Source organism: Agarivorans sp. B2Z047 (assembly GCF_023373605.1).
GTDB classification, from domain to species: domain Bacteria; phylum Pseudomonadota; class Gammaproteobacteria; order Enterobacterales; family Celerinatantimonadaceae; genus Agarivorans; species Agarivorans albus.
On sequence record NZ_CP088080.1, the window covers coordinates 452,689 to 478,530 of the forward strand.

Consider the following 25,842-nt stretch of genomic DNA (forward strand, 5'->3'; position numbering starts at 1 on the left):
TAATCTCCTTGTTAGTGGCCAGCGTCAGAAAAATCTGATGAATGTTTTTGAAGGTATTTCAATACCAGCGCTTGAGTATCACCGTCTAAATTCACAAACGACAACATACCGTTAAACATACCTGGCCAGGTGTTGGTGTCGAAGTGATTTTCGGCAGGCTGGGTATGACATACACTACAGGCCGTATCATAAGTGGTTTTGGCAAACTGCCAGAGGGTGTCGCGTGAATCGGTAAGTGAACCGTTACGCATCCATAGCGTGATTGATACCTTCTGCCACGGCAAACCAGTTAAGTCATCTTCTTTGGTTTCGCCTTTTTGCATAATGCTGTCGTTTTGAGCCACTTCTTTGGTTAAGAAGCCATCGTTAATGTTCATGGCAAAGTCTTCAAACAGTACTCGACCAAAACCTTTGGTTTTACGCCAGCCGTCTATTTCTACCTGAATGGCATCGCCTTTAATGTCGAGAACCTTAACTGCAGTAGCCGCATTAAGTTGGCCAGCTTCTTCACTAAGTTCGGCGTTGGTGAACATTGGCAGTTGACGCACGCTGTAGTATGTTTCGCCTTTTTTGTAACCCGATGTTGCCATCTCTTCGAGTTTGGCTAAGGTGCCATCACCCGAATTCATGTTTTCTGGTAGTTCGTGGGCAATACCTTTGTGGCAGTCAATACAGCTTTGGTCGCGCTCGGCGGCCATTTTCATTTGCACTTGGGCGCGCTCAGACATGGAGTCAAAGTCCATGCTGTTGTAGTTGTGACAGTTTTTACATTCTAAGGAGTTATTGGCAGTGAAACGGTCCCATTCGTGTTGGGCTAGTTCACCGCGTTTTTCTAAGAACTTCTCACGGGTATTAATGGTGCCAAATATTGCACCGTATACTTCTTTAGAGGCCTGCATTTTGCGAGCGATTTTGTCGGTCCAATTATGGGGTACGTGACAATCTGGACAAGTGGCACGTACACCTGAGTTGTTTTTCCAGTGCACCGTGTCTTGCAGTTCTACATAAACGTTGTCGGCCATTTCGTGGCAGCCAATACAGAACTCTTCGGTATTGGTGGCTTCTAGTGCGGTATTAAAGCCGCCCCAGAAAATGATACCAGCAACAAATCCGCCAATAGTCAAAAAACCAAAGCTTAAATGTACGCTTGGTTTGCTCACTATTGACCAAAATTTCTTCAGCATATTTTTCATGGTGGTGTCTCACATTGCTGCGAATTATTTAGTTATTAAAAAAGAAAGAGCAGAGTTATTAACCGTGTCCCGGCGGACCCATCATTATCTGGAGCATCCAAACGATAAAGCCATAACCCCCTACGGTGACCACTGCCAAAATAGGAAAAAGCACAACGGCGATAAATAGAAATACCTTCCACTCATCCATTTTGCTGGGGCTGTCTTCCACCACATTATTCTTAGACATGCAAAAGCACTCCTACATTAATGTTATGTATATAAATTTAACTTAGTCTTGATATGTAAGTTTGACCAGTTTCACGGCTGTTTTTTGTGCTTATCTGTGTCACTGAGCAGCAGCAATTTAGTAGCGTTTTTTTACCGCCGCTGGCATTGCTGAAAGTTGTTGGTTTGTAAGGGCGCGTAGTATACCCACTAAAGGAGTAGGGTCAAACATTTCTAACTGATTTAATGCGTATCCAACAGCTTCTATGGTGGATAAGCCTTTATCTATCGAGGTTTTTCGTATTTTATATTGCCCTTCTGGGGCATGCTCGAAATGAAATTGTTCTAAACTTTGTAGCCAGGGATTGAGGTGCCATAATTTTTTGGCTTTTCGCCAGGTGCCGTCAAGTAGCAATATTGTGGCGGGGGAGCTGTCTGCGGTGTAAGCCGCTTTTTGAGTATTGCTTAGCTGCTCTAAAGCTTGGCTGGTTTGGCTAGGGTAAATCAGCAAAAATTGATGTGGAGCTTGTTCCACTTGCTGTTTTAAATCGGCAAAATCGTCGGCATTTTCACCCACTATTATCGTTGCATTATCCAGAGCTAAACAAGCTAGATGAGCGGTGCTTTTAGCATGTTGTTGTTCGCTGGGGTGCTGCAAAATAATCACCGGATGACGATGTGAACAACTGGGGATATTTGCGCATAAACAGTGGCTTTGAGGGCGCAAGCAGCGCTGGCAACGAACTCGACTCATTGATCTCTTAGATTAATAAAGGCGGGCTAATTATAAGCTATTGTTTAGGGTAATTCACAATACTCTGCTTGTTGTTGCAGTAGCCAGGTCTTAATGTCTTCTGGGCAGTGATGAGACAAATGTAAGTAGGTCGGTAACTCTGCGATTAAATCAGGCCAAGCTTTTAGTTGTCCTTCGGCGAGCCGAGATTCGACACTTATTTGTGGCAAAATTGCCCAGCCTAAAGCGGCTTCTAGCGCATCCAGCAATAAGGTCTCTCCAATAAACAAATTACTTTGCTGCGGCTCGCGAATATCAAATAGCTTTAAGTGGCCATCAAAGCGTTGCTGATGATTAACTAACTTGGGGTGGGCTACTTTTATCAATTTGGCAGGGCGCCAACTAAGCACTTGAGTATTGTTCTGTTGGCTTTGCGCAGAAAAGCTAAAGTGAACATGTTGCTGACTATTCCCGCTGAAATGCAAATCCAGTAAGGGATCAAAGCGCTGTAATTGGTTGGCTAACAAGGTAAGCCACGGACTAGGAAACCAGGCTTGATAGCTAATGCTTAACTTGAGGCTCTTGCCTAGTTGTAAATGGCGGCAGTGGCGTTGCAGTTCGTGGTAGCGGCTTACTATTAACTCAGCCTGCTCTATTAAGGCAAGCCCCGCTGAGCTAAGTGGGAAAGGTGCAGCGTGTTGGTTGAACAAGCAGCAGGCGAGTTGCTTTTCTAGTTGGTCAATCCGCTGTATTACCTGTATTTCGGTGCACTTAAGCTGCTCGGCACACTTTATTAAATTGCCATGCTTGGCGAGGTAAACAAAGGCTTCTAAGGCTGCTTGTTTGGCTTGTTCATCCATCATAGGCACTCAAACTTAACAGGTTTAAGCACTGCGCTACTTGGCTGTCGTGCTGGCTATTTAGCCAAAGGATTTCTATTTCTAACTTGGTTGGTGAGAAGTAATTACTTAGGTGTAATTCTATTAAGCTGCCATTACGAAAACTGGACTCCAACCAATGACGCGGAGCGATGGCCCAGCCCATTCCAAGTACTAGCAAATCGTGCAACATTTCACGGTGACTGAGCTGCCAGCAGCTTACTCGATTAAGTTGTAACTCTAAGGGTAAATGGCTTAAACACAGTTGACGATGGCGCTGCAGCTGCTCGGCGCTGAGCTGCTGATGTTTGCTCAAACTATGGCGAGCAGCGCAGGCCAGAGCCAAACTTAAATTACAGTAGCGGCGCGAATGCGTTTTAGGCGGCTTGTTTTGCTGCGCCACCCGCAGTGCTATGTCGATATTGCCATTAACCAATTGCTGCTGGAGTTGGCGGCTGCTTAATTGCACCAGTTTTAGTTGTTGTAGTGAGAGCTCGCTAATAAAGCGCGGGTAACATTGTAATAAGCTTTGGCTAGGTACAAATTCGTCTAAACCAATAACGATTTGTTGAGGCTGTGGTTTATCTACAGGGCTTTGCAGAAAGTTATCTAGTTGCAGTTGTAGTTGCTTAGCGCGCTGGTAAAGCTGTTGGCCTTGTTCGTTTAAGCGGCTGTAGTCGGGATCGAATAGCGTGCAGTTTAATGATTGCTCTAAGTCGGAGAAAATCTTTTTTCTGCTGCTAGAGCTGGTCATCTCTGGGTAATGGTGGCGTTGCTCATAGGCTTTAACAAACCGACTGAGCAAGCCAATATCCGTGTGCTGCATTCTCATAGGCCATGATCTTAGTATCTTTTAAGGCTAGCAGAGAATGGCTGAGCTGTTAGAACATGTAGCGAACACCTGCGCTGGCTTCGAGCTTCACTTCAAGATCGTCAATCACATACACAATCGGTTGTAGCTCGGCAAAGAATCGAAATTTATCAACCACAGTATGCGCGCCAAACACTGCACGAGCGCCTAGCTTATGATGGTGGTGATCGCTCCATTTACCGCCAAAGCCGTAATAAAAGTATTGTTGCTCAGGAAAACCAATAATTTTATCGCCACTTAAAGAGAAGTCGTTAAGTCCTAGGTTCACTCGAATATCGTTAAACTGAGCGCTAATACCATTGTCGCTGCCTACCATTACCCCAAGCTCTGGATTAGCATTGCTCGAAAATGCCACTAAACAAAGTGCTCCAGCACCAAATACTGCAATTTTCATAGTTACCTCATTTATTGTTTGTCGAGCATTCTAGAGATAGCTCATCACAAGGTAAACCACTAGGCTGTTGCTTTTATCGACAGCCCTGCCCAGATATCGTGACAGGCTAAGCTAAATTGGCTAAATGCTGCGAAATAGTGCTTGTTGAGGGGGTAAATGCGTGCTAAATGTAAGGTAAGTGGTTGTTTCCAATTGTTGGTCGGCTACTTTATGAAGTTGTTGAGAGTGATTTTATTTGGCTCTTCAGCTTCTAAGCGCTAGCTATTTTTAGTCGTAAGGAGTGCTTATGAGAACAGAACAAGCGTTCGCCAATACCGGGTTGTTAAGCCGTTACTTAGCAGAAAGAGAACAATTCTTTAAAGGAGCATGCTGCTTTGTTCCTGATTCCCACTTAAGCCTTAAAGAGCAGCAACACAGTGCCTTACAACACGCCTATCAACAATCTTGGATTAGCATTTCCGAACTTCAACACTGGTCACAACAACTAGACTTGTGATTAGCCAAGGTGCTCAACTCGTTGCGCGAAGGTTTCAGCGAGTTGTGAGCTGGTAATTCAAAATAGGCGATCGGTAGTTTGATCGCCGCAAGCTGCTGACGTAAAAACAGATTCAGCTGCTGCTTACTAAGCTTTTGTTCTGCGTTAATAAACGCCACCGGACATTGGCCGTATTCACTGTTTTGTTGTGCCACCACCACCGCCTGATTGATCATTGGGTGTTGCAATAGTGCTAGCTCTATTTCTTCAGGTTGAATGTTTTCACCAGCGCAAATAAACATGTTATTGCTACGCCCCAGAGTGTGTAAGTGCGCGCCTTCGATTAACCCTCTATCACCGCTGTTAAACCAGCCATCAGGTTCACAGGCTTTTAAAATTTCGCCATTTTTCCAGTAACCCAAGAACAAGGTTTTACCGCGTAGGTAAATCTCGCCTTGATGTATCTTGGCGCGGCGATGCGGCAAAATTTGATAAGCACTTTGGCCTAAGCGGTGATGGCGGGTAGCAATTTGCGAGCTCATTTCACTGCTGCCATAGGAGCTATAAACTTGAAAGCCGCGGCTAATGGCTTCTTCCAATAAACTGTCGTTACAAGCTGCGCCACCAATTAAGATGTGTTTGAGTTTAAGGCTATGCGCCCAAAATTTTGCTTGGGTGAGTAGCCGATAAAGTTGAGTTGGCACCAACGATACATGGGTGGTGTCGCTGCCCAGTAAATCAGGAAATACTCGCCCTTTGTTTTGTGCCACAACTATGCGCGCGCCAGCTAGTAGGCAGCGCCATACAATGGCCTGGCCGCCAATATGGTAAAGCGGTAAAGACAATAACCATTGGTCTTGGTGCTTTAGAGGAATCATCGCTTGCGAGCCCTGAGCACTGTAGTAGTGATTTCGCCAGCAGTGCACCACGGCTTTAGGCGGGCCACTGCTGCCAGAGGTAAACACCATACTCATTGGGGCTTCGCTGTTGAGTTCAATACTGGCAGAGCAGCTAAGGTGTTGGTGTGGGTTAAACTCTACTCGCTTAGCTTGCTGTAAGCTGTAATCTAAATCACTCCAATAAAACTGACAGTCTACGGTTTCACTTAAAGCCTGTAATTGCGAGAGCGGGTGATGATGATTAAGCGGGCAAAAGATATAGGCTAGTTCCAAACTAGCTAGCTGCAACAGCAGCATACGCAGTGGATCTTCACCAAAGCAGCACACTCTAGAGCCTTGTGTCACGCCTTGCAGACGCAACTGTTCAGCCGTGGCTTTTACCATGACATAAAGCTGTTGATAGCTAAGCTGCTGTTGGCCAATGCTCAGGGCAATATGTTCTGGGCGAATTTGGCTTTGCAGTTGCAGTGCGTGGGTAGACAAAGAATGGGCGCTCATAGCAGCATTATGCCGCAAATTGTGAAGCTTGTCGCCGCTGGCAAACATCGCCAGCGACGCAGTTTTTTGGGGGCTTATGCAAGCAGTGCAGTTACACCAAAGGCACCAGCGAAACCGGCAATAGTGCGAGTGATTTTTTGACCGTAAGTCGATTTTTGCACAGCTTTACCTAACAAGTAACCGCCGCTAATAAGGGCAATTGAGCTCGCAATAAAGCCTGCAAAGAATAGCTTCATGTCTGCGCCAGCAGGCACTTCGTTACCATGGGCTGCGCCGTGTAAGGCTGCCACTAAACATACTGCTAAACCAGCTAGGCTAGCTGCTTTTGGCAATACCTTAGCCACTAATACCGCCATAACCAGTAAAGAAATAGCCAAGCCTGTCTCTAACATTGGTGGTACAAAACCCATGCTGGCAACAACCGCTGCCACAATCAACGCAAATACACTTTGCGCCAAGCTCAACTTAAGTTTGCCAGTTTGGCTAGCTAATAAACCAATTAGGCTTAAGGCAATTAGGTGGTCTAAACCAGTAAGTGGATGTAACAAGCCTTCACTTAAGCCATGGTGGTGTCCTTCGTGGGCAAAGCTGGGCAAACTAATGAGTAGGCCTGCAGCCAAAGTAAGTAGTTTTTTCATGGTAGGTTCCTTGTAATTTAAAACTAGTTGGCAGTAGCAGGGCTAGATTCTTCTAGCATGCCTTGCTCAATAATAAAGTTGATAATGGTTTGTAAGCCTTCGCTGGTTTTAAGGTTACTAAATACAAATGGGCGTTCGCCGCGCATTTTTTTAGCATCGCGATCCATGACTTCTAGCGAGGCGCCAACATGCGGGGCTAAATCGGTTTTATTGATGATCAATAAGTCAGACTTTGTAATGCCTGGGCCACCTTTACGGGGAATTTTGTCACCAGCACTTACGTCGATCACGTAAAGGGTTAAATCACTTAACTCGGGACTAAAAGTAGCACTTAGATTATCGCCGCCGCTTTCTACTAGCACTAAATCTAAGCCTTGATGGCGGCGATTAAGCTCGGCAATCGCTGCTAAATTCATCGATGCATCTTCGCGAATGGCGGTGTGTGGGCAGCCACCGGTTTCTACACCCAAAATGCGGTCTTCAGCGAGGGCATCATTGCGCAGCAAAAATTGGGCATCTTCTTTGGTATAAATGTCGTTGGTTACAACCGCTAGGTTGAAACGGTCTTTTAGCTCGCGACATAGCGCTGTAAGTAAGGCTGTTTTGCCTGAGCCTACCGGGCCACCGACACCTACACGTAAGGTTTGTTTTATGCTCATTATGGTTCCTCTTTTTTGTGGCTACGCTAAGAGCGAAACAGCCGACAATATTGGGTTTCGTGAAGGGCGCTAGCCAAGCTTAATGCTGGTAACGACCCGCTAATTTGATCAAAAGGTAAAGCTAAGCCCGACTCGCGTGCTGGTGGTAGCAACGGCAGTAACTCGCTAAGTAGTTTTTGGCAGGCCGTTTGCCCAAGCGGCAGGGTTTTACCGGCTACCGCTAATTGGTTTTCTAGCCAAGTCCATAGGTAGCCGTCGGCTAATTCATCAAGCGCTACTTGCCAATGCACACCAGCCAAAGCGAACATGCTAGTCCAGCTCATCGATTCTTGGCTGAGCGGGGCGGTAATTGCCTCATCGAGTTGGCTAAGCAAGGTGCGTAAGGCGTTGCCCATTTGCACATCTTCTAGCTCCAACTCAAGGGTTTCTCGGCTGGCAATAAGTTCTAAATTTAGGCTCTCAAACTTAGCAAAGTCTTGCGCTTTGCAGGCTTGATACAGTGCCGCCAGCATCGGAATGTCGAGGCAGGCTAGCCCTGCCTCTAAACAACCGCTGATCCAGCTTTTTAGCTGCTGAGGGTTATTCACCCAGCCGTTTTCTATGGCGTATTCCAAGCCTTGCGAATAGGCAAAACCACCTACCGGTAAGCTGGGGCTAACCAAACGCATTAGCTGAAGTTGCGCCATGCTAGTCATTAGTGGCTATGTCCTGGCAAGTGGCTGTGATAAGCGCCGGTTTCTGGGTCAAATGGGCCCTGGTGCTGCTCTACTCGTAGCCCATAAAGCTCTACTAAGTCTTGCAATACATGGTCTGGCTGAAAGCGCACCCAACCTTCACCAATTTGCAGTGGTGTATGGCGGTTACCTAAGTGGTAACAGACCTTGGCGAACATTAGTGGATCATCGCTATAGGCAGTGGTTACCAACTCGTCGGCACTTTTAATCTCAACCACTTCGCCATTATCGGCTTCGAGCATTTGGCCATTTTGTAGCACTTGTCCACGCTCTAAGAAAAAGCCGATATCTTGCTTGGTTTCGGTTTGCGCTTTAATGCGTGCTTTTTTACGCAACTCGTAACTCAACACCACTTGGTGATGCACTGGGCCGTGGTAGTGATGGAGGGTTTGATACACCTTTAACATTCATTCTCTCCTTAAAACAAAAAATAACGCTGAGCGAGTGGTAGCTCGGCAGCGGGTTCACATTCAAGCAATTGGCCATCGGCGCGCACTTCATAGGTTTGCGAATCCACTTCCATATGCGGTTGGTAGTGGTTGTGCACCATGTCTTGCTTTTTAATGCTGCGGGTATTTTTACAAGCCACTAGGCGGCTAGTTAGGCCTAGGGTTTCATCAATTTTTGCATCTAATGCCGCTTGGCTTACAAAGGTGACGCGGGTTTCGCTCATCGCTTTGCCGTAAGCGCCAAACATTGGGCGGTAATGTACCGGCTGTGGCGTGGGGATTGACGCATTAGGGTCGCCCATTGGTGCGGCAGCAATCGCTCCCCCTTTAATAATTAACGAGGGTTTAGCGCCAAAAAAGGCAGGCTTCCACAATACTAAATCTGCCAGTTTACCCACTTCAACCGAGCCTACTTCATGGGCAATACCATGGGTTATGGCCGGGTTAATGGTGTATTTGGCAATGTAGCGTTTAGCACGGAAGTTATCGCAGCCAATTTCTTTATCTTCTGGCAATAAACCACGTTGTACTTTCATTTTGTGGGCGGTTTGCCAAGTACGGGTAATCACTTCGCCTACTCGGCCCATGGCTTGCGAATCTGAGGCGATCATCGAGAATGCGCCTAAATCGTGCAAGATGTCTTCGGCGGCGATGGTTTCTTTACGGATCCGCGAATCAGCAAAGGCCACGTCTTCGGGAATAGCCGGATCAAGGTGGTGACATACCATTAGCATGTCTAAGTGCTCGTCTACGGTATTAATGGTGTAGGGGCGAGTTGGGTTAGTCGATGATGGCAACACATTATCTAAACCACAGGCCGTAATAATATCGGGTGCGTGGCCGCCACCTGCGCCTTCGGTGTGGTAGGTATGAATGACTCGGCCTTTAAAGGCGGCGATAGTATCTTCTACAAAACCGGATTCATTTAAGGTGTCGGTATGAATGGCCACTTGCACGTCGTAGTTTTCGGCAACAGTTAAGCAGTTGTCGATAGACATCGGAGTGGTGCCCCAATCTTCGTGCAATTTTAAGCCCATGGCGCCGGCCATAAGCTGCTCTTCTAAGGGACGCGGTAGACTGGCGTTGCCCTTGCCTAAAAAGCCTAGGTTCATTGGGAAACAATCTGCCGACTGCAGCATTTTGCCTAAGTGAAAGGCGCCAGGGGTACAGGTAGTTGCATTGGTTCCGGTTGCGGGTCCGGTGCCACCCCCTAACATGGTGGTAGTGCCCGACATTAAGGCTTCTTCAATTTGCTGTGGGCAAATATAGTGAATGTGCGAGTCGACCCCGCCAGCAGTCACTATTTGGCCTTCACCTGCAATTACCTCGGTACCTGCACCAACCTCGATATCAATGTTGTCTTGAATATCGGGATTACCCGCTTTACCAATGGCTTGAATACGACCGTCTTTAAGAGCAATGTCTGCCTTTACAATACCCCAGTGATCCAAAATAAGGGCATTGGTAATTACGGTATCTGGCACCATGGCGCAGCTGGCTTGGCTTTGCCCCATGCCATCACGAATTACTTTACCACCACCAAATTTCACTTCGCTGCCGTATTGGGCGTAGTCTTTTTCTACTTGAATGATTAGCTCGGTATCGCCAAGGCGTACTTTGTCACCCACGGTTGGGCCAAACATTTCGGCATAGGCGCGTTTATCCATTTTGCTCATGCTTGTTCCTCGTCACTTAGTTTGCCCATTACTTCCCCTCTAAAACCGTATACCTCGCGCTTGCCACTTAAGGCCACCAGTTCTACGCGGCGGCTTTGGCCTGGCTCAAAACGTACTGCGGTGCCGGCGGCAATATTTAGACGAAAACCTAAAGCGGCTTTACGGTCAAAATGCAGGGCGGGGTTAGTTTCGGCGAAGTGGTAATGTGAGCCTACTTGCACTGGGCGATCGCCGCTGTTGGCAACATCTACAGTTACAGTGGCTAAACCTTGGTTTAGCTCAATGTCACCATCATCAATGATTAGTTCTCCGGGTATCATTTGCTGTTCCTCTACAAGTAGCCTAAGGGATTGGGTTATGCACGGTGACCAGTTTGGTGCCATCGGGGAAGGTGGCTTCCACCTGTACTTCATGCACCATTTCAGCAATGCCATCCATTACATCGTCACGGCTTAGCAAGGTGCGTCCCCAGCTCATTAGTTCGGCAACACTGCGCCCTTCGCGCGCGCCTTCTACGATGCTGGCCGAGAGATAAGCCACGGTTTCGGGGTAGTTAAGTTTTAGCCCTTTGTTTTTACGTCGCTCGGCGACCAAAAAGGCGGTGAACAGCAATAACTTGTCTTTCTCTCTTGGGGTTAATTCCATGTCTGCCTCGTAGTATTAAATTAAGTATTCCAAATTCGGGGGCGAACCGCTGGGTGACCAAGCGTAACCGGGCGAATAAGCGCCCAAGCCGCTTCAAACTCTTGCCTTACTTGCTCGGCGTTGTCCCCTAAATAGCGCAAAATGATAAGGCCGCGCACTAATGTGATGCCCACCTCTGCGCACGCTAGTTGTTCGCGTAAATCTTCTAATAACTGCTTTTGGGCTAATTCGCTGAGCAAATCTACTGTGGCTAACATGCAGGCGTATACGTGTTTGCCAGCCAAGGCTGCTGGGTTAGCAGCAGTATTGGCGTTATCGATGCGGGTATTCTCAATCAGCAATGGGCGCTGTTCGCGATACACCTTGATGGATTGCATCAACTCGCCGTGGTCAAAATCTTCGTCGCTGGCTTTACGGCCTAAACAAGTAATTTCCCAAGCGACAAGTTGAGCATTACCTTGCAACATAAAGTGGCTGTCTAAGCGGCCTTGCGCGCCATTAAATACAATGGTTTCTGGTGGCAGCCACTCTAGGCTGCTGTTGTCTTGTAAATGAAATCGTTGCTCTTGGCGTTGCTGCTGGCGGGCCAAGTTAGAGCGGTATAACTTGCCTGATGCCGGCGTGGTGAGTACTACTTTGCTGCCAGCTAGGCATTCCACGTTCATCAGTAGGTGATCGCCCGCCACCAAGCCACCGGGTGGGTGTAATAAATACACGTGGCAACAATCTGGTGCAGCCAGCTCTGGGTGAAAAGGGCGCTGTACCCGCAAAGGCCCTTGGCTTTGGTTTAAGGTTAAGCGAGTTTTATTAGCGATAGGGGCAAAGCCCAAATCAAGGGTGGCTACCCAACCTTGCTTAATGGGAGCGTGCGAATTGCTGCATGCGGTTTGCTTTTGCTGACTCACTGTTATCCTTCTTTCATGGCTGGAAGTGAATTTTCCTCTGCTTAATAGAGCAAGAACTAAACCAGTTTTATCGAGCTAACCTAAGAGCGGCTCCTATTCAAAATAGCGCAAAATCAGCAGCTTGGGGTGGATCATTTTGGTGCGCACTGGCCAAATTGGTGCGTTTGTTTGGTGTTTGTTTATTGTACGATCATTTTGGTGCGTTTATTTGAGGCAAACGCTCATGTTTTGTGCGTTGAATTACTAATGATATATAAATAATTTCATTAAGTTGTTGTTTTTAATTGTTATTTTCTACTTGGCATAGTCGGTGCTCTAGCTACCTTAGCATTGCATGAGGTACCGCATGCTCTAAAGGACTATAAAAAATAGGAAATATAGCAATGACACAACATAGCAAATGGAAGAAGATCGCAACGGTTGCAAGTGGTGTAGCACTTGCCTTCTCAATGAATGCAGCCCAAGCCGCAGAAACCATTAAAGTAGGCGTATTGCACTCGTTATCAGGCACCATGGCTATCAGTGAAACAACACTGAAAGACACCGTGCTTATGATGATTGAAGAGCAAAACAAAAAGGGTGGTTTATTAGGTAAGAAGCTAGAACCTGTAGTGGTTGATCCAGCATCTAACTGGCCTTTATTTGCCGAGAAAGCACGTGAGCTTCTAGATAAAGAGCAAGTAGACGTTATCTTCGGTTGTTGGACTTCGGTATCTCGTAAATCAGTACTTCCTGTAATTGAAGAGCTAAACGGTATGCTTTTCTACCCAGTTCAGTACGAAGGTGAAGAAAGCTCTAAAAACGTATTCTACACTGGCGCTGCGCCAAACCAGCAAGCGATTCCAGCGGTTGATTACCTAATGGAAGAAGAAGGTGTAGAACGTTGGGTACTAGCCGGAACCGACTACGTATACCCACGTACCACTAACAAAATCTTAGAAGCTTACCTTAAGTCTAAAGGCGTAGCTGAAGCTGACATCATGATTAACTACACGCCATTTGGTCACTCTGATTGGCAAACAATCGTTTCTGATGTGAAGAAATTTGGTGGTGCAGGTAAGAAAACAGCGGTTGTTTCTACCATTAACGGTGACGCAAACGTTCCTTTCTACAAAGAGCTAGCTAACCAAGGTATTTCGGCTGAAGACATTCCAGTAGTTGCTTTCTCTGTAGGTGAAGAAGAACTATCTGGTTTTGATACTGCTCCTCTAGTGGGTCACTTAGCGGCTTGGAACTACTTCCAAAGCGCAGACAGCGAAGCTAACGAAGAGTTTATTGCAGCTTGGAAAGCCTACACTGGCGACGACAAGCGTGTAACTAACGACCCAATGGAAGCAACTTACATTGGTTTCCAAATGTGGGCTGAAGCAGTTGAAAAAGCCGGTACTACAGACACTGATCCAGTGCGTGACGCAATGTACGGTATCACTGTTCCTAACTTAACTGGCGGTTACGCAGTAATGAACACTAACCACCACTTAACTAAGCCAGTGCTTATTGGTGAGATTCAAGCTGACGGTCAATTCGACACTGTATGGCAAACTGCTGGTGGCGTAATTGGTGATGCTTGGACTGACCACCTAACTGAATCGGCCACTATTGTTGCTGATTGGACTGCCCCAATTAAGTGTGGCAACTTCAACATCAAAACTGGCCAATGTTCTGGTCAAAACTACTAAGGAACTGTTGCGCTTTTGAGCTCAACAGCCCAAAAGACAAATAGAACCTAGGTACGCGTAAACAGCTAAGTGCCTAAGGGCACTTTTTAAAAGGCGCGGCTGAGTAATATCGGTAGCGCCTTTTTTGTATTGAATCAATCAAGAGTAGGGATTGTTTTGAGCATATACATATCTCGCTTCGCACGCTTGTTGGCCGGTGTTTTACTCATGCTTTGGGTATTACCAGCTGCAGCAAGTGATTGGGAGCAGGCAGTGCAGGCCTTAACTGCAAAAAAAAATAGTCAAAAACAACAAGCTATTGAACAGCTAATTGCTAGCGGAGACAAGCGTAACAGTTTGATCTTCGAAAGCTTATTAAGCGCCAATTTGTACTACCAAAAATCCGATAAAAAAGTGGTAGTAGCGGTAAAAGAAGGCAGCCTTTATAACTTAAGTTCTGTGGTTGATGGCGCTGATTTAGGTAGCGTTAAAAAATCTCTTATTAAGAAAATCTCGGTTAACAACAAAATCCGCCGTCAGCTGCGTAGTGGTTTAGCACTAATTGGTTTAAACGCCGATGAGTCTAGCGCTCGAATTGCCGCGATTCGTTCACTAATGAATACCGCTGACCAATCTCATACGCCGCTTATCGAGCAACGTCTTGTAGCCGAGCAAGATGAAAAGGTAATTGCCAAACTTAAAGAAATGCAGGCGATTATTAATCTGCAATTTGGCGAAACTGCTGAGCGTTTGGCTGCGGCCGAGCTACTGGCTGGCCAACTAGACCCGGCCTCTCGTAACGTATTAGTTAAACAGCAAGCTAGCGAGCAAGAGCCTCAAGTATTAGCCGCCATTGATAAAGCCATTGCCACTAATGACCAGCTGTTACAAATAAATAGCGTGGCCGAGAACATCTACTTTGGTTTGAGCTTAGGTGCGGTGCTGTTGTTGGCAGCGGTTGGCCTTGCGATTACCTTTGGTGTGATGGGCGTGATTAACATGGCCCACGGCGAAATGATCATGCTGGGTGCTTACACCACCTATGTGGTGCAGCAATTAATGCCAAACAACATTGAATGGTCGTTGCTGGTGGCAATTCCTGCGGCCTTTTTAGTGTCTGGTTTGGTAGGTGTATTAATTGAGCGTGGTGTGATTCGTTTCTTATATGGCCGCCCGCTAGAAACACTACTAGCCACTTTTGGTTTAAGCCTTATTTTACAGCAGGCGGTTCGCAGTATTTTTGGTCCGCTAAACCAAGCAGTAATTACGCCTCAATGGATGAGCGGCTCGCTAGAGATAAACGGCGTGTTGTCACTTACTTACAACCGTCTCTACATCATCATCTTCAGCTTTATGGTAGTGGCACTACTGTGGACCATTTTGCGTAAAACCTTCTTTGGTTTGCAAATGCGTGCGGTAACTCAGAATCGCCCAATGGCCAACTCTATGGGTATTCGTTCAAGCTGGGTAGACGCCATGACCTTTGGTTTAGGCTCTGGCATTGCCGGTATTGCTGGAGTGGCTTTAAGTCAGTTAACCAACGTGGGACCAAACTTGGGCCAAAACTACATTATCGATTCCTTCATGGTAGTGGTATTTGGCGGCGTGGGTAACCTATTTGGCACCGTGATTGGCGCACTTACTTTAGGTGTGGCGAACAAGCTAATGGAACCGTTTGCCGGTGCCGTATTAGCCAAAATCTTGGTTCTAGTGTTCATCATTCTATTTATTCAAAAACGTCCTCGAGGCTTGTTTGCCTTGAAAGGCCGTACGGTGGAGGACTAAAGCATGCCTAAGTCTGTATTAGTTCGATTTTTAGTAAAAGACAAAGTGGGCAACGCCATGTTGCTGGCTTTGTTATTGTCGGCGATTTTGGTGCCGTTAATGAGTTTGGCGCTTAGCCCCGAGAACCCTTTGCACCTTAGTTCTTACTGGGTAACCTTGTTGGGTAAATACCTATGTTATGCCTTGTTGGCCATTGCAGTGGATTTAGTGTGGGGTTATTGCGGTATTTTAAGTTTGGGTCACGGTGCCTTTTTTGCACTGGGCGGCTACGCCATGGGCATGTACTTAATGCGCCAAATTGGCGATCGTGGTGTGTACGCTAACCCAGAATTGCCAGACTTTATGGTATTCCTCGATTGGTCGGAATTACCTTGGTATTGGCTGGGTTTTGATATGTTCCCCTTTGCCATGTTGATGGTGTTTTTGGCACCGGGCATTTTGGCCTTTATCTTTGGTTACTTAGCCTTCCGTTCACGAGTCACCGGTGTGTACTTGTCGATTATTACCCAAGCCCTTACTTATGCGCTGATGTTGGCATTTTTCCGTAATGACATGGGTTTTGGCGGTAACAATGGCTTAACCGATTTTAAAGACATTCTAGGCTTTAGCTTGCAAGCAGACTCAACCCGAGCGGTGTTGTTTGCCTTAAGTGCACTAGCCTTAGCTGGCGCTTATGTATTGTGTCGCTGGATTGTGAATTCAAAACTTGGTCGAGTATTAATTGCCGTGCGCGACAGCGAAAGCCGTACCCGTTTTATCGGTTACCGCGTAGAGCGCTTTAAGCTGTTTGTATTTGTAGTTTCTGCCATGTTGGCTGGCGTAGCTGGTGCTTTGTATGTGCCGCAGGTGGGCATTATTAACCCGGGTGAATTTGCGCCGCTTAACTCCATCGAAAGCATTGTTTGGGTAGCCGTAGGTGGCCGAGGCACTTTGTTTGGTGCGGTATTTGGTGCGCTGCTGGTTAACTTTGGTAAATCTTGGTTTACCGGTGCATTCCCAGAGCTTTGGTTGTTCTTCTTAGGCGCTTTGTTTGTGGTAACGACTTTGTGGTTGCCAAAAGGCGTGGTGGGTTTGTATGGCAGTATCAAAGCTAAGTTGCAAGAAAGAGCAGCAACTAAGGTAAGCACTGCAGCTGTAACTGAGCCAACTCCAGCAACCGAGAAAAAAGCCGATCCAGCGGAGGGTGCAGTAAATGCGTAGTGTACATATTCCTCAAGACACCATCTTGTATGTAGATGGTGTAACCAAAAGCTTCGATGGTTTTAAAGCCCTAAATAGCTTGTCGTTAATTTTAGAGCCTGGGCAAATGCGCGCGATTATTGGCCCCAATGGTGCTGGTAAAACCACTATGATGGACGTAATTACTGGCAAGCTTCGCCCCGATGAAGGCACGGTATTTTTTAATAACGATATCGATTTAACCCAGCACGACGAAGCCGAAATTGCCAACATTGGCATTGGCCGTAAGTTTCAAAAACCCTCGGTAATCGAAAACCTAACGGTATTCGAAAACCTCGAATTAGCCTTGGCCGGACGCCGTGGTGTGTTTGAATCTTTGATGCATAAACTGTCCTCTAGCGACAATAAGCAAATTGGCGATACTTTAGCGCTGATTCGTTTAGCAGATAAGCAAGAATGGTTAGCTGGCTCTTTGTCGCATGGTCAAAAACAGTGGCTAGAGATTGGCATGTTAATTATGCAAGAGCCACAGTTATTGCTCATTGATGAACCCGCCGCCGGTATGACCGACGAAGAAACCGCCCTCACCGCCGAGCTGTTTAAAGAGCTAGCTAAAAAGCACTCTTTAGTGGTGGTAGAGCACGACATGGATTTTGTAAAAGCACTAGATTGCCCAGTAACGGTATTGCACGAAGGTTCGGTATTGGCCCAAGGCACCCTTGAGCAAGTGCAGCAAAATCAGCAAGTCATTGAAGTTTACTTAGGGCGCTAGGAGGCGACGGAATGTTAGAACTTTCTAAAGTAGATAGTCATTACGGGGCTAGCCAAGCGCTTTACAATGTAGGCCTAAGTGCCGAGCCGGGCAAAATAAGCTGTGTACTCGGGCGCAACGGTGTGGGTAAAACCACGCTGCTAAAAGCGTTAGCGGGTCAGCAAAGCATTAGCGCCGGCAGCATTATGTTTAACGGTAAAGACATTAGCAAAATGTCGGCGGCGCAACGTGCTAAACAAGGCATTGCGATTGTACCGCAAGGGCGTGAGATATTTGGTCAACTAACGGTGCTGGAGAACCTTAAAACTGGGTTCTCGGTATTGCCTAAATCGGAGCGTTTTATTCCCGACGAAATCTTTCGTTTGTTCCCGGTGCTAAAGCAAATGCTGGCGCGCCGTGGCGGCGATTTATCGGGTGGCCAGCAGCAGCAATTAGCGATAGCGCGCGCTTTAATCATGCGCCCTAAATTATTAATGCTAGACGAGCCTACCGAAGGGATTCAGCCCTCCATTATTAAAGACATCCAAAAGGTATTGGCACTACTGCGCGATCGCGGCGAAATGGCGATTGTATTAGTAGAGCAATATTTTGATTTTGCTGTAGCGCTTGCCGACAACTATACCGTATTAGATCGCGGCAATGTGGTATTGCAGGGCAGCAAAGACGAAGTAGATGAAGCCGATGTGAAACGTTGGATGAGTGTTTAGATATTAACTCGCGTTAATGATATGGCCGCTCACTAGAGCGGCTTTTTTTGTGCTGGTTCACTTATCAAGGATTCATTTTGTAACCGTTAGCTGCTTAGCGTGTTTATTCTTTTTTAAGGATAAAACAGAAGCTGTATAGCTAAAGTTAAATATACGATGCCACAAGTAGTTATATATAGTGTGGCTATATAACCCTTTTTATCATATTTCTTTTCAGTGTATCGCCCCTGAGAGCCACCAACAAAAAAGCCTCTTCCTGACATTTTTAGATATACATTCACAGATAATAAAGTGAGTATGAATGTAATTACGGTTAACGCTATAAAGTTCGGCATTTTTCCATACTTGTCATCCGCTATATTGCCTAAAAAAAATTGCAAAAAAGATATCCCGAAGTTTATCAATAGTAATATCCAAGGCCCCTTTTCTCGGCGAGAAAAGATGTCAAAAAAGGTTGTGTCTTCCTCTTTATTACTACTCATTATCTAGTATTTCCTTGCGATGTTGGCCCTACGAGTGCTCTATATTTTTATCTTTGTATTAAGCGTCAAAATTATCTTTAACATATTTTCTATTCCTTAATGTTTCCGTGTTCATCTACTAACGGAACCTCTTTACCTTTTTCCATATATGACGCTATAAAATAAGCCTTTGTTAAAGCTGTGCTATATACTTCGTCGTTAGGAGATATCTCTCTAACTGCTATATGCCCAATATTTATTTTGGACAATTTCTCCCCCGAAGACTCACCTGAAATACAATCATTTATATAGTTTAACTGATTCATAATATACTTATATAAATCTGAATTTTTGTAATTGCTATCTAAGCGATTGTTTGTAATAGCTATAGCTTCATCTATCCAAAGTTTTTTTTGTTCTTCCGTCATGAAATTATTGGCCATAGTATTTCCTTGAATCTAAATCGAATGCATCGGGATCTGTAGTAAATATTGAAGGTCTCCACCTTTCGTATTTAATAGCATTGTTTAAATATTGCAGGGTTTCGGAGAAGTATTAAAGGATATTATTCGTTCAAATGGCCACAAGCTAGCTCTTGATTATTAACTTGGTTATGCCGTCGCAAACTTTAGGCCATTAGCAGTTAATCGAGGTTCTTAACCTTAAGCCTTTCTTCATCATTCACTGCTTTTGCTCGCCGCTCACATGCGCCGGATTTGCAGTTTTGCAGGCAAAGCTTCCATAGCACGTGCTTGGCTTCTGGCTGTATGTCGGCCAAGTCATTTATACAAATTGCTCCCTGAGCAAGCAATTGTTGTAGCTTATCTACTGAGAGGCTTAGCTGGATCCTTGGTGATGTTGAAGAGTGATGTTTCATGGTAATGTCCAAACACTTGTTGCGAATAGTTATCATTAACTATCATTTGGCTTGGAGCAAGGTTTTGTTTGATGTTTGCTCGCTTTTACTACTTGGAGTAAAAAGCTCAAGGGCTTATCTACCCTCAAGCTTTTTTGTTAAGTCACTATTTTTGCTGCTTAAGCAGCGCTTTTATCTCGCTTAGCTCTTGCTGTAACTCTCGCAGGCTCGGCTCGTTGGTACCTTCGGCGAGGCTTTTTTCTTCACGTACTTTAGCGTGTTCTTGTTCCATCACATTTACCACAATGCCAATCACCATGTTAAGAAAGGCAAACGCCGACAGGAAGATAAAGCTAAGGAAGTAGATCCAACTTAGGCTGTATACCTGCATGGTTTCGTACATTACGTCGGTCCAATCTTCGAAGGTCATCACCCGGAACAAGGTGAGCATGGAGATGGCAATGTCGCCCCACAGTGTTGGGTTAATGGTTTCGAATAAGGTGCTGCCAATGGCGGCGTAGATGTAGAAGATGATGAACATTAGCAGCATTACGTAACCCAGTTGCGGCAAGGCTTTAACCAGCGAGGTAAGCAAGATACGCAGCTCGGGAATTATAGACACCATTCGCAGTACCCTAAATACCCGAATTAGGCGACCAACTATAGCTAGTTCAGAGTTTTCGATAGGGACTAGGCTTACCAATACAATTAGGGTATCGAAGACATTCCAGAAGTTATTAAAGAAGTGCTTTTTATTGGGCTCGGCAATAAAGCGAATGCTAATTTCGACCACAAAAAACAGGGTGATGAGGTAGTCGAGTATGATGGTGGCAGTAATAACTTTAGGCGGCAGCGAGTAGGTTTTTGCGCCAATGAGTAAGGCAGAAATTAAGATCACCGAAATTACAAACAACTCAAACAGCTTGTTACGTTTAAGGCGTTCAAATTGGGTTTGCAGGTTTTGGCTATTAGTGTTCAATGTTTGTTACTGCGGTGTTATGAAATGCTGTTAGCAATTTTGCCGCATACTGGTGGGCGAACTCAAGCACTAGATGAGGTGATTTCTTACTGCAAATAGCACCATCTCCATTGGGCTGTGTAATTCTAGCTGGGCCATTAAGCGATACTTGTGTGACTCAACGGTGCGCGGGCTTAAATTTAGCATTTTTCCTGCCTGCTTTGCTGAATAGCCTTGAGCCAATAATGATAGAACCTTAACCTGCTTCGGACTGAGCTTAAGAACCTTATGGTGATCGGCGGTGCGGGAAGGGGCATTTTCACTTACGCTACTTAGCACTTTGGCGTGTTGCCAGTGGCTAAGCCATAAGTTACCAATAAGTTTTAGCTGTTCAATATCTGTCGAGGGTTGTGAGCAATTACAGAGTGTTTTTTTAAACATGCTTGATGCCAAAGCGCCCCAGCGCTCACCGTGTAGTGATAGCGGCACAATATAGTGCAAACACGCTCCTTCTTGATACAGCTTTTGCAGAACAAAATCATTGCTAGAAGCTAACTCTACTTCACTAAAAAGAACTGGCTCTTTGGCTTGCTCTACCTTCTTTAAGTAGTCTAGGTGTTTATCGTTGTCGTCTATATAGTCATTTATAGTTGCAGGATTTAACCAGTCAACTGCATGATGCAAGGTGTTTTCTGCATTCACTAATATCATTGAATTAGGGAACAAAGTAACGCGATCTAGCCCAAAAAACGTTAAGGCAGGGTCGGCTAAATGTTGCCAAACAGTGGTGAATTGGGCAGGACCTGTCTGCATTAGCTGCTCTGATTGCTCAAGCAATAATTCTTCGAAAGGAGTTCGAGGGTGCTTTGTTTGTGACATTCTGTCTATTGGTGCATTGTTGGGAATAATTGTTTTATCACTAAATAGTAGCAAATCTTCAACTGATGAAGGTCTGCTGAGACCTTCATCAAAGAAGACGTTTTAGTAACACAGTTCTACAGATTCAACTACCTGCATAGCTTGTTGTGGTCCGCAGCTTATGCTGTAAGTGCCATTTTCATGGAGAGTTGTTTCAATCCATAAACCGTCACTGTCATGCTGGGTAGCCACTTGTTCGCCTTGGTTAAAACTATTTTTGTGGCGAATCCAGCTATCAGCTTCGTAGTTATCGGTGTTTTCAAAATCAGTAGATATGAAGTTAAGCACGTCTAGTTCGCTGCCATCAAGCTGGTCGATATTACCATATAAGCCAATCAATGAACTTAAACCGAGCGTTTCATAGTTGTTATATACATGGTAGGAATAGGTGGCCAAATCACCATTGCTGTCGAATACTTTGGTATGGGCAGTTTGGTTGACTAAAGCTTGTTCAAAACCTCCGGTAAAGCAGTCAAGTTGTTCTGCTTGAGTATCTTGATATTGATTGACTACAGCATAGCGAGTAGGACGGTTTTGTTCGTAAAACTCGTGAGTGTTACACAGCAACATATTGTCTCGCTGACGAGATACATCGTGAACAATTTCATACTCTATCTGTTCATTGCTATGCATTTCCATGCTTGAGTAGCTCATCATTTGCCCTAAATCTTCAAGGTCTGGGCTCATTGCATTTACCATTCTAACGTTAGAGTTATCGTAGGCGACAAATTCTTCGCGGTACCAAGCTTGCGCTTCATTTTCGTCGTCAAACCATTTACCCAAGTAATACTCTACGTATACGTAGAAAGCATCGGGGTAGCTTTGGTAAAGGTCTGCTGTGTCCTCATAAGACTTTTGCAAGCCTGGCACGAGCTCTTGAGCGAAAGCATGTAACTCAGCGTTTGCTTCCGCGATATAGTCACTGTAAAGCTCTTCTACGGTGATGTTGTAGCGACGAGCTACCCGCCATTCTTGTTCCTCTAAACGCTTGGTTATATCTTCCTGCAAACTGTAATTGGCTTTTAGCTCTGCACAGGTAGTTGCTTCACCCATCTCAACTAACTCAGCTTCAACGCTGTTCCATACTATGCTGGTTAGCGGTGTAGTCGCTTTGAGATCATCCTCACTGAGTATTGCAAAGGCAGGTGGATAACTAAGTTGATAAGCTTCCTCTACTTCACCATAATCGCTATCAATCGCGCCTACTGGTACATCAATAATTATTGGGGCATAGTCTGCACAATCTGCGTCGCTGCCTGTTAACGCTAGGTCGTACTGGCCGTTCTCGTTGGTTAGTGCGCTAGGTTCGCCTGCATCTAATCGGCCGTTGAAGTTAATGTCGAGAAAGGCTGTTGCTCCGCTAATATAACCATCGATAGCGAGACCAGATAACTGGGTGTTACTAGGGGTACTATCATCGCCTCCGCCGCCACAAGCGAAGAGTACGGTGGTGGCGAGTAAACTAGTGAACAGTCGTGGGTACATATTAATCCCTCATCATGTAGAAAAAGTCCCTAAAAGCTAGTTCAAACTCTGTTTATAAATACGAGCAAATAAACAGGCTTGGTTTGTCACAGGTTAAGTGTTCTAAGGACACAAAAGGCTCTTGAGCGAGCCGACTTATCATTACAGAAATGAGCGCCTTGCTATACGGTAAATCTACTGCATTTCATGGAAGGGAAAGAGTATTTGAATGGTCTATCAAATGAAACTGCCGCTCTATAGAGCGGCAGAGTCAGTTCAGCTATTACTGAGTTTCAGCTTCACTATTGGCTTCTGCCTCATGGTCTTCTTTTTGCGCTAGTGCGGCTTGAGCTTTGGGTGCGTCTAGGCTTAGTTCGCTGCTGCGGTTGGCTAAGCGCTCTGGGGCCGATTCTGCTTTCATTTGCAGGTTAGAGCTGTTGTATTCATCTACTACTTTACGCTGCTCGTCGTTCATAGCCGCGGTACCAGCACGATTGCCAATGCTGTGCATTAGTTCGTGATGTAGTTCGTCGGCTAAGTTCTCGTCACCGTGCATGGTCATAATATGGCGAGGGAACATTAAGTTAGTGTTACCAATGCCAGCAAAGGTAGAGCTAATGACTCGCGTAACAAACAAACGTGGCTGAATGGTTGAGGTGAACACGCTGGTTTCTAGGCTAGTGCTGTCGTTATAACCTTTACCAAAGGTACGCGTATCTTCTTTTACCGTGCCTTTACACTTGAAGTATACCAAGCTTGATTCAAACTGAATTTCGCTCCAAAACGGGTGGCTTAAGTTGCTCAGCAAACGGCCAAAAATGGCACAAATGGTGGCAGCAACTAATAAGGTAAGAATGGTAAAGAAGCTTTCAATGGTAGTTTGAACAAATGCTGGTCCGGTTTCATCATCCAGTAGCTCAAACGCTACACCGTCGAAAAAGCTGGTATAAGTGGTTAGCGGAGTGAGTGCGTAAAACACTAATAAGCTGGCGATTAGCAGTAAAGCCTGAGCCAAACTGGTTGAGGCAATACGCATTTTTTTGCTTACTGGTTCGTCGTTTTTCTCAACAGTTTTTGGCTGAGTTTCTTGAATCAGTTCACCATCAAATTCACCATTGTTAGGATTTTGGCGAGCACTCAAAGGTTTATAAACACGGTTTGGCACCTTTTTGTAGCGACGACGCTCCATAACTTGGTGGGTAAACTCGTTGAATATATCCATTGGGCGAGCACCTACTTCGCTGGTGCGAGGCAGTTTGTCGGTGATCTCGGTAGTTGGGTTAGCTTGTTTGGCACGCAAGGCGGTTAAACCTAATACCAAGGCACAGCTAATTACAGAGAAGACAAAAATTAAGCCTAGCCAGGTAGAGTTGCTATAGCTGTTGTAGGCCAAATCTAGCATTTGGGTTGCCCAAGTCATGCCTTCGCTTAGTTCTACTTCTATCTCTAAACCACGTAGTTGAGCGGCAATAACATCTTGGTATTGGCCTAGCTCGTAAGCAAAGAGTTTGCCTAGAAGCATGTTAACCAGTACTGGCACACTTACACACACCGCCACCATTTTAACAAAGCCAAAAGCACTTACGGTTTCGATACCACGACCTAAGCTGCGGTTAAGTGGGCGGCCAGCTTTAAACCATACTAAGGCTACGTGGCAGAGTAAGGTAAAGGCAAAAAATGGCATTAAAATAGTAGCTTTATCGCCAGCTAAACCCACCGAAGTAACAAAGCTTAAAATGGCAAAAGCAAATAGCGCTACCAAGGTTTGTACTAGTGCCCCAACAATGCGCTGCGCCAAGTTTTGAATTGGGTAAGGCACAAAGGTGATTTTAGGGAATAGGGTGTGCAGCATTCTGGCTACTAAACCCACGGGTTCTTTAAAAGTGTAGTTTTTACTGCCCACCAACATTGATTCAATTTGTTGTTGGTCGTAGGCTACGTCGCGTTGTTCACGCTTAGCACTGTCTTGCTCAGACGTTGCATGGTTATAAGACAGTGAAGTAGGCGCTGAGCGTCCCACGTAAAAACGCATTACCTGCATTAAGCCACGCCCTAGTGTCCATAGGCCGTTGGCCATTAACACAAAGCCGATGATGGCGAAGGTCCATCCAGTAATTGGGTGGGTTTGCACTGCACTCGCTACGTTTAATAATGAGAGTAAACCTAGCAGCGCTGTGATGCCGCCTCGAATGGCACGCAGCGTGCCTTCAAAGCGGAAGGGATTGCGGATCCCTAAGTCGAGTGAGCCATGTTCAAAAGACATGTTAGTTCCTTAAACGATATCTTGGTTTAAATAAGAGTTTGGTAGCCGTCGGCGTCGGTTTTAGGTTCTGCACTTGAAGAGCCTGAAATAGGGGACGGTGCCGCTTGGGTGGTATTGGCAAAGGCAGTGGTTAACTGTTGTCTTATGGTTTGGCCAAAAGCTAAGCGCATCTTATTGCGTAAGCGACCCAGAGGAATGCCAACAAATAGTTTGCTGAGAATAAAGCCAACAATCGCGCCCATAAACGCCCAGCCATAACTTACGTTGTTGTAGCGTGCTGCATCAGCAAAATTGGCAATTAAGTGAGGGGTGTCGAGCAATATATAAGGCATTGATTGAAAGAATGACGCTATCCCGTAACGACTGATACCCGAACCGGCCCAGAATGCACACCAAGCAAACAGTAGTGCCAAAAAGCCAGTAATTAGTGGGCTCCATTTTTCTAGTTTTGCGGCAAAGCCTTGTAGCGGAATAATGCGTTTGGCTGCCGTAAGAAGGTTTACTTGCGTGGTATAACCCAAGAAATCATTGGAGTGAAGGAAGTAGCCAAAACGAAAAGTTTTCTTGGTTTTTTTGTCTTCGCCCCACAGGGTTGAAATATGCTGGGTGGTCGGTGGAATATCAGGCTTAAAATCGACGCCCATTGTTTCCACTTTGCCATTGTTGTCTTCTAAATATATGTTGATTCCATCACTAAAGTGTTTAGAACCACCATAGGTTTTGGTTACTGAAATAATATTGAAATCATAGTCATTTTTACCCACTCTAATGGTGGTTGGGTGAGATGTTTCCATTCTGTTCTCGCTACTGCAATTGGTCTAGTTAACTCAAAATATGGACGGTAAACGCCCACCAATGCAGATTTTGCGGGAAGAATATTACACTAACAATGCGCTTAAACTAAAGATTATTATAATATTTAAAAAAATATCATTGCTTTGATTTTCATGACTTTTTCTTGATCTTA

The 25,842-nt window shown here is 45.5% G+C and carries 29 protein-coding genes; 6 read left to right on the plus strand and 23 right to left on the minus strand.

The window, feature by feature from the left end; genetic code table 11:
* Positions 1–11: 11 nt before the first annotated feature.
* The 6 genes from torC to LQZ07_RS02145 form a co-directional block, all read right to left on the minus strand.
* Complete coding sequence (torC, locus tag LQZ07_RS02120; RefSeq protein ID WP_152782956.1) at positions 12–1,193, minus strand: pentaheme c-type cytochrome TorC; 1,182 nt, start codon at positions 1,191–1,193, stop codon at positions 12–14.
* Positions 1,194–1,251: 58 nt separating this feature from the next.
* A complete protein-coding gene (torE, locus tag LQZ07_RS02125) occupies positions 1,252–1,422 on the minus strand; it encodes a trimethylamine N-oxide reductase system protein TorE (RefSeq protein WP_016403108.1) in 171 nt (56 codons plus the stop codon).
* 117 nt (positions 1,423–1,539) lie between these two features.
* Complete coding sequence (locus LQZ07_RS02130; RefSeq protein WP_152782959.1) at positions 1,540–2,154, minus strand: tRNA-uridine aminocarboxypropyltransferase; 615 nt, start codon at positions 2,152–2,154, stop codon at positions 1,540–1,542.
* Between the two features lie 44 nt (positions 2,155–2,198).
* Positions 2,199–2,996 (minus strand): LysR family transcriptional regulator, encoded by a 798-nt coding sequence (locus LQZ07_RS02135; protein ID WP_152782962.1) that lies wholly within the window; start codon positions 2,994–2,996, stop codon positions 2,199–2,201.
* Complete coding sequence (locus LQZ07_RS02140; protein WP_152782965.1) at positions 2,986–3,843, minus strand: LysR family transcriptional regulator; 858 nt, start codon at positions 3,841–3,843, stop codon at positions 2,986–2,988. The genes LQZ07_RS02135 and LQZ07_RS02140 overlap by 11 nt, the downstream gene beginning before the upstream one ends.
* A gap of 49 nt (positions 3,844–3,892) precedes the next feature.
* Positions 3,893–4,276, minus strand: coding sequence for a hypothetical protein (locus LQZ07_RS02145; RefSeq protein ID WP_016403112.1), 384 nt, complete (start codon positions 4,274–4,276; stop codon positions 3,893–3,895).
* A gap of 286 nt (positions 4,277–4,562) precedes the next feature.
* Between LQZ07_RS02145 and LQZ07_RS02150 the strand changes: the two genes are divergently transcribed.
* Positions 4,563–4,772, plus strand: coding sequence for a hypothetical protein (locus tag LQZ07_RS02150; RefSeq protein ID WP_016403113.1), 210 nt, complete (start codon positions 4,563–4,565; stop codon positions 4,770–4,772).
* Here LQZ07_RS02150 and menE read toward each other — a convergent pair.
* The 9 genes from menE to LQZ07_RS02195 all read right to left on the minus strand — a co-directional run bounded on the left by menE (position 4,742) and on the right by LQZ07_RS02195 (position 11,854).
* The gene (menE, locus tag LQZ07_RS02155; protein WP_194164141.1) at positions 4,742–6,148 is read right to left on the minus strand and encodes an o-succinylbenzoate--CoA ligase; all 1,407 of its coding nucleotides are present in this window, start codon (positions 6,146–6,148) and stop codon (positions 4,742–4,744) included. The two genes, LQZ07_RS02150 and menE, sit on opposite strands and share 31 nt — an antisense overlap.
* A gap of 74 nt (positions 6,149–6,222) precedes the next feature.
* Entirely contained in the window at positions 6,223–6,786 is a 564-nt protein-coding gene (locus LQZ07_RS02160; protein ID WP_152782971.1) for a HupE/UreJ family protein, read from the minus strand.
* Positions 6,787–6,809: 23 nt separating this feature from the next.
* Complete coding sequence (gene ureG / locus LQZ07_RS02165; protein WP_152782974.1) at positions 6,810–7,445, minus strand: urease accessory protein UreG; 636 nt, start codon at positions 7,443–7,445, stop codon at positions 6,810–6,812.
* A 26-nt stretch (positions 7,446–7,471) separates the two neighbouring features.
* Entirely contained in the window at positions 7,472–8,140 is a 669-nt protein-coding gene (locus tag LQZ07_RS02170) for an urease accessory protein UreF (protein WP_152782977.1), read from the minus strand.
* The gene (gene ureE / locus LQZ07_RS02175; protein ID WP_016403118.1) at positions 8,140–8,586 is read right to left on the minus strand and encodes an urease accessory protein UreE; all 447 of its coding nucleotides are present in this window, start codon (positions 8,584–8,586) and stop codon (positions 8,140–8,142) included. Before ureE ends, LQZ07_RS02170 begins: the two co-directional genes overlap by 1 nt.
* 11 nt (positions 8,587–8,597) lie before the next feature.
* Positions 8,598–10,304, minus strand: a complete 1,707-nt coding sequence (gene ureC, locus LQZ07_RS02180) for an urease subunit alpha (RefSeq protein WP_016403119.1) — start codon at positions 10,302–10,304, stop codon at positions 8,598–8,600.
* Complete coding sequence (locus LQZ07_RS02185) at positions 10,301–10,624, minus strand: urease subunit beta (protein WP_152782979.1); 324 nt, start codon at positions 10,622–10,624, stop codon at positions 10,301–10,303. The genes ureC and LQZ07_RS02185 overlap by 4 nt, the downstream gene beginning before the upstream one ends.
* 22 nt (positions 10,625–10,646) lie before the next feature.
* Positions 10,647–10,949, minus strand: a complete 303-nt coding sequence (gene ureA, locus LQZ07_RS02190) for an urease subunit gamma (RefSeq protein WP_016403121.1) — start codon at positions 10,947–10,949, stop codon at positions 10,647–10,649.
* 20 nt (positions 10,950–10,969) lie between these two features.
* Complete coding sequence (locus tag LQZ07_RS02195) at positions 10,970–11,854, minus strand: urease accessory protein UreD (RefSeq protein WP_152782981.1); 885 nt, start codon at positions 11,852–11,854, stop codon at positions 10,970–10,972.
* A gap of 383 nt (positions 11,855–12,237) precedes the next feature.
* Here LQZ07_RS02195 and urtA point away from each other — a divergent pair, with 383 nt between their 5' ends.
* The 5 genes from urtA (at position 12,238) to urtE (ending at position 17,955) form a co-directional block, all read left to right on the plus strand.
* Positions 12,238–13,533: an urea ABC transporter substrate-binding protein gene (gene urtA / locus LQZ07_RS02200; RefSeq protein WP_152782983.1), complete on the plus strand. Its 1,296-nt coding sequence runs from the start codon at positions 12,238–12,240 to the stop codon at positions 13,531–13,533.
* A gap of 156 nt (positions 13,534–13,689) precedes the next feature.
* Entirely contained in the window at positions 13,690–15,297 is a 1,608-nt protein-coding gene (gene urtB / locus LQZ07_RS02205; protein WP_016403124.1) for an urea ABC transporter permease subunit UrtB, read from the plus strand.
* A gap of 3 nt (positions 15,298–15,300) precedes the next feature.
* Positions 15,301–16,497 carry an urea ABC transporter permease subunit UrtC gene (gene urtC, locus LQZ07_RS02210; protein WP_152782985.1) on the plus strand — a complete coding sequence of 399 codons (1,197 nt, stop codon included), beginning with the start codon at positions 15,301–15,303 and terminating at the stop codon, positions 16,495–16,497.
* Complete coding sequence (gene urtD / locus LQZ07_RS02215) at positions 16,490–17,248, plus strand: urea ABC transporter ATP-binding protein UrtD (protein WP_016403126.1); 759 nt, start codon at positions 16,490–16,492, stop codon at positions 17,246–17,248. Before urtC ends, urtD begins: the two co-directional genes overlap by 8 nt.
* Positions 17,249–17,259: 11 nt before the next feature.
* On the plus strand, positions 17,260–17,955 hold the full coding sequence (urtE, locus tag LQZ07_RS02220; protein WP_016403127.1) for an urea ABC transporter ATP-binding subunit UrtE: 696 nt from the start codon (positions 17,260–17,262) through the stop codon (positions 17,953–17,955).
* Positions 17,956–18,068: 113 nt separating this feature from the next.
* Here the strand turns inward: urtE and LQZ07_RS02225 are convergent, their stop codons facing one another.
* The 8 genes from LQZ07_RS02225 to LQZ07_RS02260 all read right to left on the minus strand — a co-directional run bounded on the left by LQZ07_RS02225 (position 18,069) and on the right by LQZ07_RS02260 (position 25,669).
* Positions 18,069–18,437, minus strand: a complete 369-nt coding sequence (locus tag LQZ07_RS02225; protein WP_040307490.1) for a hypothetical protein — start codon at positions 18,435–18,437, stop codon at positions 18,069–18,071.
* Positions 18,438–18,526: 89 nt separating this feature from the next.
* Complete coding sequence (locus LQZ07_RS02230) at positions 18,527–18,859, minus strand: immunity protein Tsi6 family protein (RefSeq protein WP_152782987.1); 333 nt, start codon at positions 18,857–18,859, stop codon at positions 18,527–18,529.
* Positions 18,860–19,059: 200 nt separating this feature from the next.
* The gene (locus LQZ07_RS02235) at positions 19,060–19,293 is read right to left on the minus strand and encodes a hypothetical protein (protein WP_016403128.1); all 234 of its coding nucleotides are present in this window, start codon (positions 19,291–19,293) and stop codon (positions 19,060–19,062) included.
* A 145-nt stretch (positions 19,294–19,438) separates the two neighbouring features.
* Positions 19,439–20,251 carry an ion transporter gene (locus LQZ07_RS02240; protein WP_152782989.1) on the minus strand — a complete coding sequence of 271 codons (813 nt, stop codon included), beginning with the start codon at positions 20,249–20,251 and terminating at the stop codon, positions 19,439–19,441.
* A 69-nt stretch (positions 20,252–20,320) separates the two neighbouring features.
* Complete coding sequence (locus LQZ07_RS02245; RefSeq protein WP_152782991.1) at positions 20,321–21,109, minus strand: response regulator transcription factor; 789 nt, start codon at positions 21,107–21,109, stop codon at positions 20,321–20,323.
* Positions 21,110–21,211: 102 nt separating this feature from the next.
* Entirely contained in the window at positions 21,212–22,633 is a 1,422-nt protein-coding gene (locus LQZ07_RS02250; protein WP_152782993.1) for a hypothetical protein, read from the minus strand.
* Between the two features lie 262 nt (positions 22,634–22,895).
* Positions 22,896–24,875 carry a hypothetical protein gene (locus tag LQZ07_RS02255; RefSeq protein WP_152782994.1) on the minus strand — a complete coding sequence of 660 codons (1,980 nt, stop codon included), beginning with the start codon at positions 24,873–24,875 and terminating at the stop codon, positions 22,896–22,898.
* A gap of 26 nt (positions 24,876–24,901) precedes the next feature.
* Complete coding sequence (locus tag LQZ07_RS02260) at positions 24,902–25,669, minus strand: hypothetical protein (RefSeq protein ID WP_016403134.1); 768 nt, start codon at positions 25,667–25,669, stop codon at positions 24,902–24,904.
* Between the last annotated feature and the right edge of the window lie 173 nt (positions 25,670–25,842).